The organism is Psychroflexus longus (assembly GCF_020164595.1).
Classification (GTDB): Bacteria; Bacteroidota; Bacteroidia; order Flavobacteriales; family Flavobacteriaceae; genus Psychroflexus; species Psychroflexus longus.
This window is the reverse complement of sequence record NZ_JAIQZE010000004.1, coordinates 178622-192935: the sequence shown is the minus strand read 5'-3', so window position 1 is coordinate 192935 and position 14314 is coordinate 178622. Positions and strand designations below refer to the sequence as shown.

Annotated in this window: 10 protein-coding genes; 2 read left to right on the top strand and 8 right to left on the bottom strand. The window is 31.0% G+C overall.

Annotation, left to right across the window (positions count from 1 at the left end; translation table 11 throughout):
- Positions 1-26: 26 nt before the first annotated feature.
- Positions 27-836: a helix-turn-helix domain-containing protein gene (locus LB452_RS05860; RefSeq protein WP_224460800.1), complete on the bottom strand. Its 810-nt coding sequence runs from the start codon at positions 834-836 to the stop codon at positions 27-29.
- Positions 837-1230: 394 nt separating this feature from the next.
- On the opposite strand from LB452_RS05860, the gene LB452_RS05855 reads away from it, so the two are divergent.
- Both LB452_RS05855 and LB452_RS05850 read left to right on the top strand, forming a co-directional pair.
- Positions 1231-1464 (top strand): hypothetical protein, encoded by a 234-nt coding sequence (locus LB452_RS05855; RefSeq protein ID WP_224460799.1) that lies wholly within the window; start codon positions 1231-1233, stop codon positions 1462-1464.
- Positions 1461-1820: a hypothetical protein gene (locus tag LB452_RS05850; protein WP_224460798.1), complete on the top strand. Its 360-nt coding sequence runs from the start codon at positions 1461-1463 to the stop codon at positions 1818-1820. Before LB452_RS05855 ends, LB452_RS05850 begins: the two co-directional genes overlap by 4 nt.
- Before the next feature lie 331 nt (positions 1821-2151).
- On the opposite strand, the gene LB452_RS05845 is transcribed toward LB452_RS05850, so the two are convergent.
- The 7 genes from LB452_RS05845 to LB452_RS05815 all read right to left on the bottom strand — a co-directional run bounded on the left by LB452_RS05845 (position 2152) and on the right by LB452_RS05815 (position 13405).
- Positions 2152-4626 (bottom strand): ATP-binding protein, encoded by a 2475-nt coding sequence (locus LB452_RS05845; RefSeq protein ID WP_224460797.1) that lies wholly within the window; start codon positions 4624-4626, stop codon positions 2152-2154.
- Between the two features lie 30 nt (positions 4627-4656).
- Entirely contained in the window at positions 4657-5016 is a 360-nt protein-coding gene (locus tag LB452_RS05840; protein ID WP_224460796.1) for a response regulator transcription factor, read from the bottom strand.
- 2 nt (positions 5017-5018) lie between these two features.
- The gene (locus tag LB452_RS05835; RefSeq protein WP_224460795.1) at positions 5019-7175 is read right to left on the bottom strand and encodes a DUF4838 domain-containing protein; all 2157 of its coding nucleotides are present in this window, start codon (positions 7173-7175) and stop codon (positions 5019-5021) included.
- Positions 7176-7214: 39 nt separating this feature from the next.
- Positions 7215-8477 (bottom strand): YaiO family outer membrane beta-barrel protein, encoded by a 1263-nt coding sequence (locus LB452_RS05830; protein WP_224460794.1) that lies wholly within the window; start codon positions 8475-8477, stop codon positions 7215-7217.
- Positions 8461-9915 carry a glycosyltransferase family 2 protein gene (locus tag LB452_RS05825; RefSeq protein ID WP_224460793.1) on the bottom strand — a complete coding sequence of 485 codons (1455 nt, stop codon included), beginning with the start codon at positions 9913-9915 and terminating at the stop codon, positions 8461-8463. The genes LB452_RS05830 and LB452_RS05825 overlap by 17 nt, the downstream gene beginning before the upstream one ends.
- Entirely contained in the window at positions 9912-10979 is a 1068-nt protein-coding gene (locus LB452_RS05820; protein ID WP_224460792.1) for a hypothetical protein, read from the bottom strand. The genes LB452_RS05825 and LB452_RS05820 overlap by 4 nt, the downstream gene beginning before the upstream one ends.
- Before the next feature lie 248 nt (positions 10980-11227).
- Positions 11228-13405, bottom strand: coding sequence for a PAS domain-containing hybrid sensor histidine kinase/response regulator (locus tag LB452_RS05815; RefSeq protein WP_224460791.1), 2178 nt, complete (start codon positions 13403-13405; stop codon positions 11228-11230).
- Between the last annotated feature and the right edge of the window lie 909 nt (positions 13406-14314).

The following is a 14314-nucleotide window of genomic DNA, read 5'->3' as shown; positions in this document are numbered from 1 at the left end:
TTTTCGAAGATATTTCAAATAAGAATCTATATTTTATTGTATTCTCTGCTTAATGCCAAGGACAACAAAGGATTAAAATCATTTTTATAGGTGCTGATGCTCTGTCCTAGAAATTTTTTGAAATCTTTTTCGAAATGCGAATGGTCGTAGTAATTGTATCTTTCAATTAAATCTTCAAACTTTGTGTATTCTCCCTTTTCCAATTCTCGAATAATAAAATTGAACCTGACCAGGCGGATGAAGCGATACGGCGATGAGCCCACTTCTCTGCTAAACATACGTTCTATACTGCGTTCTCCATAAGGAAATTTTTCACTTAATTCCGATACTGAAAGCAATCCCTTACGACTGTAGATATAATTAACCATCACGGTTGAATCCAAATCGCAGTTCCAGGCGCTGTAAAATTTATATAAATGCTTATCTAGTGTCTGTGTGATAGCTTCTACAGTTTTGTTTTCGTAGATTTCATAGTAGAGCCTGTCTAAGATGGAAGCATCCACATAATCATATAAATCAATCAGTTTATTTCTGCATTTTTTTGCGATGAGCCTGGTGATGTTATGCAAACTATGATTAGGTAATTCAACAGAAATCCAGGTACTGTTTTTATATGCCTTTACATTAAAAAAGTCACCAGTTCCTTTCACAAAAACTTTAGGAATTTCTATGGGTTTATTTTTATAATCATAAGCCTCAAATTCACCAAAACGAAACATGATATAACTGTAACCATAATCATTTATGCATTGTAAAGGCATATCGGCTGGATAATCAATTCTAACAATATCTTTAATGAAAGAATGATTAAAATTCAAACTGTTAATAAATTCCATTTAATTAACTTTTGAAAGCTAAAATAATCTTAATGAACTTTATAAACCTGTAAAATACCGACAAATAGAGAAATAGTCATATCGTATTTTAAATCGATAATTTTCTTCAACTTTGTAACTCAAAAGGTACAATACCATCAAAAATAGAGACAATGTATAATTTTAAATTTTATAATCAATTGATTACCAGTATATTAAAAAGATTCGATATGATACGATCAAAATAGAGAAGTAATCTTTCAATTTGGCACTTTTAGTGCGTTCGCAGCCCCGTCGTCAATGCTGAAATGTTAATTCCTTCACGTAAATAAGCAAAAACTTGTAACTCTATACCTTTATCACCCATGTACACTGGTGTTTCATATTTCTGTATCGCGAAGTAATAGTATCAAAAATGAAAAAACCTTCACTTGATGAGATTAAAAAGGGAGATAAAAAAGAGTCGACAGAGTCGTTGATCTCTTTGATCTATTTCTTTGCTAAGGACTGGATGCGACCATCATCAAAACATCCTCTGGCTCTTCAATTACTCATCTTTATTATAAAATTACCTGCTTTAATTTTATTCCTGGCCTTGTCTCCTGTCATTTTTTTAGCTATGTTCATAACGCTTGTTATCGGGCTATGAAGCATGAAAAACCAATTATTATTCTGGTCGCTGTTTCAGCTTTGCTTTTTCTGATCCATCAATACTTTCAAATGGTCATTAAATTAAAAATAGCTTTTATGGACAATTATCTGGACCCAGCTGTTCTCATGCCATTACTACTCTATGCTGTGCTTTGGGAACGCAGACTTATTTTAAAAAATAAGAACCAAGTTCTATCTTACACAGAGATATTTGGCTATTTTTTATTAATGGTGCTTATCGGAGAAATCCTGTTACCTCTATTCAGCGAAAAATTTACAGCAGATTACTGGGACATTCTTGCTTATGCATTTGGAACCCTTGCCTATATCATTGCAAAAGAAGTTTCTAGGTAATAAAAATTAAAGATCACAAATCTGTATTTTTAGGAATATTTGGAAAATAAAAAAACACCAAAATATTGCTGGAAGAATTTATTCAAACATATTTCTCTCGTGCAGAAAGCACCTTTAATCATCAAACGATTTTATTTTCATTTGTAAATCCTTGAAAGAGATAAAAAATCCTTCTTTTTGATTTAAAACTAATCGGATACTTAATGCCGTTCTTGTTATTAAGAATTTCGAATAAAGCTGTAACAAGGATAATACGATACTTTTATTGATTTCGCGTTTTACGTTGATCTTATTGTAAAGCGATGTATTAATAACTAATAAAATTAGAATACTAATTCTTTAATTCTTCATTTAAACCTTTAATTATCTCTGTAGTCTCGGATACCAATTTTTCAAAAACGTGATTTATATCTTCAGTAGAGTCTTTATTTTGTGACATTTTTTCTATTTCTTTTAGATAAGTTATATTTTTATAGCCTACGACATCATAACTCGATTTTAATTTGTGGCTCGTTTGATAAATAATTTCATAGTCATTATTGAGAATACCATTTCTTATTCTTGATAACTCGTCCGGAGTTTCTTCGATAAAAACATCTATCATCTCTTTTATAAACTCCTTATTGTCAGAAGCTAATAGTTCTAACTCTTTTAGATCATATAACTTGTCACTGGTATGCTCATTTGAATCATATTTCAAAGTGGTATCACTTTTTTTTCCTTTTAAAGCTGATTGGATTTTACTGCTTAAATCATCAAGTCTAAAAGGTTTTGATAAAAAATCATTCATTCCGTACTCTAAGCAGGTAGCCTTCCCTTGACTTAGCGGATGGGCAGACATTGCTATAATAGGTATATTTAACTTTAACTCTTTTCTGATAATAGAGGTGGCTTCAAAGCCATCCATTTCAGGCATACGGAGATCCATTAAAATTAGATCTACTTCATTCCTATTTTTAAGCCATTTTACACCTTCTAAGCCATTGGATACAATAGTTAATTCATGACCCAGATCAGATACTATTTTCCGAACTAGTTTCTGATTTAAAAGATTATCTTCAAATAAGAGAATCTTACCGTGGATAAACTCTGAAGTTTTAATGACGTCATGCTTGGCTGTCTCTAATTTGTTTTCAATTTTAAAGGGCATTTTAAGTGTAAACAATGAGCCCTCACCTATTTTACTTTCTAATGTGAGTTCCCCATTGAATTTCTCAATTAATAATTTAGCAATATTCAGACCAAGACCTGTACCCCCAAAATTTTGTGATATAGTAGAATCAGCTTGTGTAAATCTTTCAAAAATCATTTGCTGCTTATCTTTTGGAATACCGATGCCACTATCCTTGACCTTTATGATTAGAATGCAGGTGTTATCTTCAAGCAATTCAGATGAAGTAGAAACTTTAACAAAGCCTTCTTGAGTGAATTTAATGGCATTGTTAATTAAATTCATAATAATTTGACTAAATCTAAGTTCATCCCCTAAAAGAAATTGTGGGACAGAATTATCAATTTCGTTTTTAAGTACAATATTTTTTTCAAGCACTTTCTCTCTTTGGATTTGACATACTGTATTTAAGACATCTATCGGACTGAACGGACTGCTTTCCAAAATAAACTTACCAGATTCAATTTTTGATAAATTAAGAATATTATTTATGATACTCAACAAGTTTTCTCCGGCCCTTGAAATGGTATCAGCATGGTCTGTTTGGATATCATTCAGATCTTCTTTTTTAAGAAGATTTGAAAATCCAATAATTGCATTTAAAGGTGTGCGAATTTCATGACTCATGTTGGACAAGAAATTATCTTTAGTGACTAAGGCTTTTTCTGCTTCTAGTTTTGCTTCTTCCAATTCTTTTTGATAGCGAACTTGATTGGTAATGTCATGTGCAATGTTTAGAATATTAATTAAATTGCCTTCGTAATCAAAAATTGGGTTGTAGGAAGATTTAATCCATTTTATTTTTCCAGATTTCGACTTGGTTCTGAGCTCTTCTTGATAGATTCGTTTATTTGATTTTTTCTGAAACCCACTGATAATTTTCTTTATCTTAAAATCAGGAGCTAAAATATTGTAGTTTTGATTTAACAGTTCGTCTGGTTCATACTCCAACATATCACAGAATAATTTATTTGTTGAAAATATTTTACCATCAGGACTTATTGTAATGGTGGGATTAGAATCATCAATGCATCTTTGTAATTGATTAGCTTTAAATTTTGTATCCCTGAGTTTTTTATTCGTGTTATCAGTTTTTTTCTCTAACAGTCCCTCTACTTTCTCTTGAGAATTGCTTTGGGACTTCTTGATTTCCAATAGTGTAATAATTTGCTTAGCTAGAATTCTCAAAGCATTTTTTTGGACATTATCTAGTTCATTAGGCTTAGTATCAATAACACTTAATGTTCCTATGTTGTGACCCTCGGGAGAGCGCAGAGGTACCCCTGCATAAAACCGAAAATTCGGAGCTTTTTTTACCAAAGGATTGGTTTTAAAAACTTGGTTAATAGACAAATCCTTTACTTGAAAAATGTCATCTTGTAAAATAGTATATTGACAAAAACTATCCTCACGACGTCGATTAAAGCTAGACGTACCTAAAGATGATTTTTTATATTGCTGCTGTTCGTCAATAAATGTAATTTGACTAATAGGTGTATCGCAAATATTGCGTGCAAGCTCTGCTAATTCATCGAAGCTCTTTTCCTGACCAGACCCTATTATATTATAGGACTCCAGAGCTTTCAATCGATCATTTTCGTTGAAAGGTAGTTGAGCTTGTTGGAAGGAATTCATATTGCAAATAATGAAATATTATTGAAACAATTACAAAAGACGTTTTACTCTTAAAAGTAATTCATTTGGAGAAAATGGTTTACTAATGAAATCATCTACCTCAAACTCAAAAGCTTTCTCAACAGTAGATTCTTCGTCACCAAGAGCAGATAAAATCACTACTGGAGTTTCTGAAGATTTACTTTTAATATGATGTGTGACTTCTAATCCAGATTTAAATGGAAGCATTATGTCTACAATGACCAAATCTGGATTAAATTCATCAAACTTCTCTATGGCTTCGATGCCATCTTCGGCGGTTATAATTTCATAATCATTCTTTTCAAGAATAAAACAAATCATTTTTAAAGTCAATTTGTTATCATCGATAACTAAAATTTTTGTTTTCATAGCTAATAAATTTCTATTTCGTCGAGCATAAACATGGCTTTTTTATTTTTTCGTTTTCGCCAGATTGGTAAATTTCGATTGTTAATAACTAGTATTAAATTACTATAATTATTTGTATCGAGGTTATTAAAAGTCTTAGAAATAATCTTTATGTTTTCATTTTCAATAAGTTCTGGAAAATGACAAGTTTTCATTTTGACTTTCTGTCCATCTTTAATCCCGAATAAATTGATACTAACAGGAGGAAAAATCCAGTGTCTTTGATTTTCTAAAAAATTTATTTTTATTTGATTTACTTGCTGCCCCTCCAGTTCAATTTCAATTTCTGCATCATTTCCGTACCATCCTACCCAATTTATGTTGTAATCTTTGTAAGCTCTTACACCATCGACTAATCCATAAGCCCCTTTTCCTTTGAAATCTTCACTTGGCTGAGTTAATAAATTGATTTTTAATTTTTTGGCTTCTGAAGTTATGTTTGCATAATTTATAATCTCTAACCAACGTTGATAATACTCGTCAGGACTCAGCCCCATTTCAGAAATCTCATAAACTCCCTTTCCATTTAAGTGTTTAGTGAAATCCTCAACCCTTTTAGTAAGGTTTTGACGAATTTCATAGTCATCGTCATTAGTTTTCTTAATAAACATACCATGTTGGTCTTTACCAAAAAATTTAGATTGTTGAAAGTAGGTATACTCCAAGGATAAACGCAAATCCCTAATTCGACTATACACCTTACTATCTTTTCTAACAATCTCTTCTGCGCCTAGAATGATTTGATTGTAGTCGGACATGTGTTCAGGACTAAGAAAGGTTTCAATTTGTTTGACAGGGTTATCGTAAATACTCAAATAGGAATTGCTGTCAATTTGATTTTTTGTAAAAAGGTTCAGATATTCAGAAACATATTTGGCAGCATTGCCATAAAACATTTCCATAAAATCCAATGTTTTTTCATCAACATTTATTTCAGTGTTTTGTAATAAATTTACGAGTAGAAATTGTCTCAATTCATAAAAATGAGAAGGAATGTCGGCAGAACCTTGAATAAACAGACCTTTAATGCCCTCCTTTTTAAGATAATCATAGTTTTTTTGAAAGGTATGTATATTGGGAAAAGCTGAAAAATAATCTGTAAACTGAACCGTATAGTCCCAGAAAAAGAGGTTTTCTGTCGCTTCCGTCCAATTTTTAAGAGTAGCTCTCATGTCTGAGCTTCTCGGATCTTCTGCGAAACTTATCCCGCGATTCAAATTAATCGGGCAATAAATAATATAAAGATTATGTACAAGATGTAAATCTTTTGGAGGTTGTGATGTATGTAAATAAGCTAAAGAGATCAAATTATGATTGGGAAATTCTTTTGCCAAATCGTTGAGAAAGACATAATGTGAACCACGATCCTCACCATGTTTTTTATTCAATTTTTCGCACCTATTGCATTGACAATAAACTTCATCATCATTTTGACTTACTGAGAAGAACTTAGCATGAGGATTCTTCTTAATGATTTTTTTTAATTCAGCCTTAAAGATCTCTTGAGTTCGCCCGTTAGTATAACAAATAGAGCCTGAATTTCTTTCGCCCTCAAATAAGGCAAAAAGTTCAGGTTGTTTTTTAAAATATATGCTTGGTGGCATTAACTTATGATAGCTATGCCCCCAGATACCAAAATCTTGATCTATTCCATCTAATTGATACCAGCTTCTAAAGTCTTTATTGAAATTTCCAGGATAGTATAAATAACGGTAAACAAAATCCGGTTCAGATTTCTTATAAAAATGAGAAGGAAAACTTAATTGTTTATCCTTTTTAAGAAACCAATCTTTTTCAGTGATCTTTATAATCCCAATGGTTTCTAAAAAAAAAGCTATACCTCTTTGAAGGGCTTTCCCACTTCCTCCGCTGATCCTAATATTGTTACTATCAGAATAAATTTCAAAAGTGATTTCATTCAAAGTTTTGGTATTGATACTTAAAAGAATTTGATTGTTTTTTTCAACACAAGATACCTTAATGGTATTTCCCAAAACTTCTGAAAAATAATGATTCAGTTCATTAGAGTGTTGCTCAGTTGATTTAGTATGAAACAAGGTGAGTTGAAACTCATTAAATTCATAAATTGATATATTCTGTGAATTTATACTGAGTGTCACATTAAAAATTATGAAGATTATAAAAAATCGTATTTGCATCTAGTTGAACTTATACTGTAAGCTTAAAAACAATTCATACTCATTCTGAAAACGACCTGGTATAAGTTCCTGATAGTTGTACCCTCCTTGAATACCTATCAAATATCTTTGATTTAACATTCTGAAATATCCTAAGTTAACGCGGTAGGCTTCAGTAGAAACGCGGCGTTGGAATTGGTTAAGAATGGATCGTTCGTCAGGATTTGTTCCATAGCTTAAGATCAATCCAATGTAATCGAACCTTGTATCTATATAGTGACGTGTTGTCAACGTAAAAGCTGGATAGTATTTATTATTACCTTCGGTCATCATAAATGATCTAAGATAAATCCAGTTAGAACCAAAGTATTTATTGAGACCTAAAGCTGCTGTATAAAAGTTTCGATCGTCAAATGTTTGATCATAGCGTGCACCGATATCCGCTCCCCAGCCTTTATCAAAAAATCTAAAATGTGAGGCTCTAAATCTCCATTCTGGAAAAACGTCATCACTACTGTAAGATCCTCCGACATAAGTATAGTTGTTGATACCTGTGAAAATATAAGAGTCCAGTTCGTACTGAAGACCAGTTCTACTTTCGCCAACAGCAGAAAGACGATTTGCATAATTTATACGAGGGATTAGCGCCCCCCATTTTCTTTGCCGTATATATTGAAAGCTCATCAAATGCCAGGGTCCAAAATTTTCCCTATCGAAAGCAGTGATACTGTAATTTAATCCAGCGATATCAAAATCAAAACGAAGTTCAAGGTTGACTAAACGCCTGTTCAGCTCGCTATCATCTGGGAATTTGGGTTGAATCTCCTTTATATAAGTGAATTCACCTTTTAAATCTCCAAGGGACTGAAATATTGAAAGTTTTTTGAAATAAAAGTCTTTTTCTTCAGGATAGTATGTTATTGCTGTTTCGCACACTTCTTTGGCACTTTGGTAATTTTCTGCCTGAAATTCTAAATCAAACAAATAATAAAAAGCAGTCTTATAATCTTTATTTTTATCTATTACTAATTTGAAGTTCTGTCTAGCTTTATCAACTTCACCTGTCATTTGTTGTGCTCTTCCCAAGACTAAATTAAAGTCAAGATAATCTGGTGCAATTTTCAATGCCTTCTGGGCATTAATTTTTACTTTTTCATATTCTTTTTCTTTCAACAAATCAATGGTTTCATATAGAAGTGAATCCACATTGATGTCTTGCCCTAATGCGCTGGTACCCATAATGAATAGCAACCAGAGCATTTTTGATTTAAATATATTTTTCACTTTCTGTCGAATTTATTTTTACTAAATACCCTCTACGCTTCATGTCACCCCACTTAGGCTGTTTTCTAGTGAAAAAACACCAATACCCTCTTAAATAAGCAAAAGTATTTATCGGATGGTATATTATAGGTTCTATCATAGACATGGTGATTAGAATTAAAATTTCCTTCAAACTGTTATAGTTCTTGAAAATAAACTCATCTATCAAAATGGAAATGAGGGTAATGGATTGAAAGAAAAGAAAAACGGCCAGAAATAGATAAAGCACAAAATCATAATTTAACTCTAAAAAAATCAAAGAAAATATGATTATGAGGACCCCCAAAAGTTCTAGGATTGGTACTAAAAATTCGAAAAAAACAAAATAAGGAAAAGCCAACATGCCAGTGATCCCGTATTTTGGATTTAAAAACATATTCCTATGGATTTTTATTGTTTGGATTAAGCCTCTAGCCCAACGTGACCTTTGAGTTATAAATAAATCTGTGGTATCAGGCACTTCTGTCCAACATAGAGATTCAGGGATATATCTTATAGCAAATTCTTCTTTTTTATCGTGCATTAATTTTCGCATTCTTGTGATAAGTTCAAAATCTTCGCCAAAAGATTTATCCCAATAGCCACCTGCTTCAAAGAAAACTTTTTTATCGAACATGCCTAACCCACCTGAAACTAAAAGAAGAGCGTTCATACGACTCCAAGCCATTCTGCCAAATAAAAAGGAGCGAACATATTCCAACTCCTGAAATCTTGGAAACATCTTTTTGGGAAATCTCACTTCTTCTATTGTGCCTTCTTTGATCTTACAATTATTTGAAATTCGAAGTCCTGCACCAGTAGCAATAACTCGTTTCTTTTCTACCATAAAAGGAAGAACTAGTTTCGTAAGAGTATCATTTTTCAAGATACAATCCATATCTGTGCAAAGAAAAATTGGATAGCATGATGAATTCACCCCAGCATTTGAAGCATCAGCTTTAGAACCTCCATTTATTTTATCTACAACCAAAAGTTTGTTGTATACAGGGTTGGTAGATTTATAATGCGCTCGAACGCCTTGTGTTTTAATTTTTTCTTTATAATAAAAATCAACTTTTTTTAAATCGAAATTATTGATAAGTTTTACCAAAGTATCGTCTGTACTACCATCATTGACGACGATAACTTCAAATTTTGGATATTGTAATGAGAGAAATGTTTTTAAATTATCGACAACAACATCTCCCTCATTATAAGCCGGTATCACAACAGAAATACCTGGAACCTGACTAGATTTGAGCATTAAATCTTTAGGGTAATCGTATTTTAATCTTTGAAATTTATCAATGGCTAGGTAAGAGGAAACCGCTAAGAGCGAATAAAATAAAACATATGAAAGCATGAATATTAATACGAAATATTCAAACCAGGTTACGAAGGTGAAGAAATAGTCTATCATTTCAGTAGATTTTCATTAATATGTTTTTTAATATCTTCTACCCTATTGTTATTATTTGCCATTTTAAATAAGGCTTCAGGATTGATAGAATTTATGGTTCTTGCAATTTCAAGCTCATTATAATTACTTTTTAATAAAAGGGGTTTAAGAAAATCAAGGTGATTTTCTTTTCCAATTTTACTTAGAGTTGATACAATTTGAGTTTGATTATTTACTGTTTCTTCACCATAGCGAGAAATCATTTCATCTGCTTTATCTTCGAGAAATAAGTCAGCCAAAGCTACATACGCAAGCTCTCTCACGCTTGGATTCTTGTGATTTATGCAATTTGTAATTTCAGACTCCAAATCTGAAGCATTATAATAAACCGCTAAACGAAGACCAGTTCTTACAATAAAATCGTTTTCTGAAAACAAGAAATTTTTGAGTAAGTCAGGACGTTTTAATTTTCTTGTTTTGCAGATTTCAAGTATTTCAATTTCTTTGGCGAATGAAGGCTGATATTTAATGTCTATTAGGAAAGAAACGTCTTTTTCTGTCAGTATGATGAAAGCTATTAGAGCATTTGCACTTAATCTTTTACTTCGATGATGTATATAAGGTTCAATATCTTTAGCCGCTGGTTTATAATCCATCATTTCAAATTGATAAATTCCTTTTTTCTTATAGAAGATAAAGAAACTTTTCAACAGGTTATAACTATGCTTATCTAGATTGAATGCTTCATAAATCTTAATAAATTCTCTTTCATCAACACCTTTTAAACTATTTTTTAATTCTATAAGTGACTCAACTAGCAACTCCCTAAACCTATAGCTACTTATGTTATGATTACTTTTAAATTTTTCTATTTCAATATCTTTTTCGATTTCAGAAAGTCCAGCTAGAAAAAATTCAGGCAAGAAATCATTTAACTTCCTTTTTATTTTTTTGTCTAAAATTTTAAAATTAATTATAGCCAACCTGTTTAAAAAGAGCAATATGATTACACTTAGAAATAAGATTGATAATATCGGTATGATATAAGGAATTAATACCGTTTCAATAAAATTGCTTTTCTCCATAGTCTTTTAATAATTAATTCTATTTTATGTCTTCACTCAAATTCCCAATTATATTTACTGTTTTCGATTTTAAGTCTTTAAAAGCAAATTGTAATTATTCAGTAGAATCTCCTGTTTGAAGCATTGCTTCTATTTACCGGGTAAAAGCATGTTTTATTATTTATCAAATTATAACTACATCTTAATTTGTAATTAGTGTAAAACATAGTTTTATTGTCATTGTTGAGAATACAGTTTTTTTAATTTTATTAATTTTCTTGACGTTTCATTAATGAAGACACCTGATATTTTTTTAATAAATCCTTCCTTGAGCCTAATAATTTCAAATCTTCTAGATCTGGCAGCTTACCAGGTTTTTTCTCAGCAGATTCATCTGACATACTGATAGATTGCTTTTCATTATTAAGAGCAGTCTGTACTTTGCTAACAAGAACCTCAAGTTTGAAAGGTTTTGATAAAAAGCCATTCATACCAAACTCGATGCATTTAGCTTTCTCTTGTCTCAACGAGTGAGCCGTCATTGCAATTATTGGAGTATTAATCTTTAATTTTTCTCTAATAATGGAAGTGGCTTCAAAACCATCCATGCCAGGCATGACTAAATCCATCAAAATTAAGTCAACACTTTCATTGTTTTTAAGCCATTCCACACCTTCATAACCATTTGAAACAACAATCAATTCATGCCCAAGTTCGACTATAATTTTTTGTACTAACTTTTGATTCAATGGATTATCTTCAAACATCAAAATTTTACTTTGTTTGTGTCTACATTGAGAATCTGAACTCTGATTATTTTCTTTTGATTTTTTCTCTAATTCAAATGGAATAGAAACAGAAAAAACGGAACCCTCACCTATTTTACTTTTTAATTTAAGGGATCCATTAAAATTATCTACTAATAATTTAACAATATTGAGACCTAAGCCCGTACCTCCGTACTTTCTTGTAGTATCAGTCTCTGCTTGAGTAAAGCGCTGAAAAATCATTTGTTGTTTATCCTCCGGTATCCCAATACCACTGTCTTGCACTTTTATAGATAAAACAGATTTATTATTGGCGACTAATTCCGCAGATGCACATATCTTAACAAACCCTTCGTGTGTAAATTTTATAGCATTGTTAACTAGGTTAATAATAATTTGGCTTAATCTATATTCATCTCCAAGCACCAATTCCGGCAATACACCATTAATTTCTTTTTCAAGACTGACACCCTTTTTGGATGCCTTATCTTTCTGCATATTGTAAACATACTCCAGTACCTTTTCTGGACTGAATAGTTTTTTTTCTAGAGAAAAATTACCGGATTCGATTTTAGAAAGATCTAGTATATCATTTACAATATAGAGTAAACTTTCCCCGGCTCTTAAAATGGTGTCCACATATTCGAATTGCGAAGCATTCAAATCTTCTTTTCTTAAAAGATCCGAAAAACCAATGATAGCATTTAGCGGTGTTCGGATTTCATGGCTCATGTTACATAAAAAATTATCCTTAGCAACTAAAGCCTTTTCTGCTTCTTGTTTTCTTTGCTCCAAGTCCTTTTGGTGTCTAATTTTATCTGTAATGTCATTCGCAATTTTTAAAATAAACTGAAACTTGTTGTCTTTACTATAAACAGGAAATAAACTAGATTCTATAAACTTTTCTTGACCGCCTTTAGTCCTTGTTACAAATTCTTCTTTTTGATTTTCTCCCTTTTTAGATTTTTCCAAGCAGTTTTTGAAATTCTTTTGCATTTCAATTCCAGGAATTAAAAAACTATAGTCCTTCTGTAATAATTCATCCGGCTCGTACTCCAACATGTCACAAAACAGTTTATTTACAGATAAAATTTGACCATCACAACTTAATTTGACTATAGCATTTGCCTTATCCAAAGAATTTTGAAGTTCATAGGCTTCTAATTCTTTGCTAGCCAATTTTGTATCACTCTCATTATTGTACCGTGATTTGGTTTGCCTAACAGCAGAATTTGGTTGACTTATTACGTTAAATCTTACAGCGGGTTGGGAATTCTCAATTTGCCAAACTTCAATCTTTACACCGTAAAAATTAATCTCATCTGATGTATGATCATTCAACCAATCAAGTGCTTTCTTGTGTTCGTCGCTAAAATTTGAAGTGATCCATATTACTGACGAAGCATTTAAGACAGATGCATAAGTAATAAATTTACCGAGATGCTCGTAATCTGTACTTTCAAGTTGATTTACAACAACTACAAATTTATCTGTCTTTTTATCTTTTGCCAAAATATCCACACAGAATGGACCTAAAGGAATTTCCTTAGCTACAAATTTAAGTTTAAGATGAATTGCATCTCCTATATCATTTAAATGCTCGGAAAGCCAAGATGTAAAATCAGGATATCCTTTGTTCCAAATTTTTCTTAATTGAATATTTTTGATGATTCCTATCATTTTGAAGTTTTCATTTTTAATGCTAAAAGATTGAATTATTTTTTAAAATTAAATAATCGGAAAAGAACCCTAATAGTCATTATTGTGACATATTTAATAAATTTGCCTTAAATTTTAAATAAATTAAAAAAAGCGCTTATAAACTTAAATTACAATTAATTAGGTATCGAATAAATATTTTCAACTATTACTAGTCAATCATAAATAAGCTATATTAACAATACATTAAGATTTTTAATTTTAAAAAAAGGTAAAAATTGATAAGGTTCAAAAAATACTAATCTGTCAATTTTTGGATTAAAAATGATTCAGAGATGATAACTAAATCACCCTTAACTTTTTTTGAAATGAAATTCAACTTTTCTAATTATTCAAAAACAAATATTAAGTCCTCCTCTCAGAGTGAGAACTATGGTGTGAATATTATTTTTTAACTCATGAGTTATTAAATCAATAATTAAATCAGATCTATTGTGTTTGCCATTAATAAAAAATACTAAATAGAAGATCTCCAACACTAGAATAATAATTCATACTTTATATTTTAGGAATCATGGAGTTTTCTCTGTTTTTTTTTGTTTTAAATACTTTTCAATTTCTTATGCTTTAAAATCAGAATAAAGTACACCACTATTTTTTTGAACTTGTTAATCTCATTTCAACTTGATAATCTCTTAAGTCCATTATTTTTTAAAAGCTATTTTCCAATGGCATAGATAAATCGTCATAGCTGTATAAATAGTGACTTACGAAATATTTTAAAATTAGTTGAAAAGCATCCTTGTCTTTATATACATCATAAAGCTGCTTTATTATTGAAGAGTCATATTGAAAATAAACCTAGCGAACAGCTAAAGATTTCAGGTAGTCATAATATATGAAAAGCAGAAGGTATTCCTATCAATTCAT

What these genes read in the sequence shown, in the direction of transcription:
- LB452_RS05815 (WP_224460791.1), bottom strand. Translation starts at nt 13,405, where the DNA reads ATGATAGGAATCATCAAAAATATTCAATTAAGAAAAATTTGGAACAAA.
- LB452_RS05825 (WP_224460793.1), bottom strand. Translation starts at nt 9,915, where the DNA reads ATGATAGACTATTTCTTCACCTTCGTAACCTGGTTTGAATATTTCGTA.
- LB452_RS05850 (WP_224460798.1), top strand. Translation starts at nt 1,461, where the DNA reads ATGAAGCATGAAAAACCAATTATTATTCTGGTCGCTGTTTCAGCTTTG.
- LB452_RS05840 (WP_224460796.1), bottom strand. Translation starts at nt 5,016, where the DNA reads ATGAAAACAAAAATTTTAGTTATCGATGATAACAAATTGACTTTAAAA.
- LB452_RS05855 (WP_224460799.1), top strand. Translation starts at nt 1,231, where the DNA reads ATGAAAAAACCTTCACTTGATGAGATTAAAAAGGGAGATAAAAAAGAG.
- LB452_RS05820 (WP_224460792.1), bottom strand. Translation starts at nt 10,979, where the DNA reads ATGGAGAAAAGCAATTTTATTGAAACGGTATTAATTCCTTATATCATA.
- LB452_RS05845 (WP_224460797.1), bottom strand. Translation starts at nt 4,626, where the DNA reads ATGAATTCCTTCCAACAAGCTCAACTACCTTTCAACGAAAATGATCGA.
- LB452_RS05860 (WP_224460800.1), bottom strand. Translation starts at nt 836, where the DNA reads ATGGAATTTATTAACAGTTTGAATTTTAATCATTCTTTCATTAAAGAT.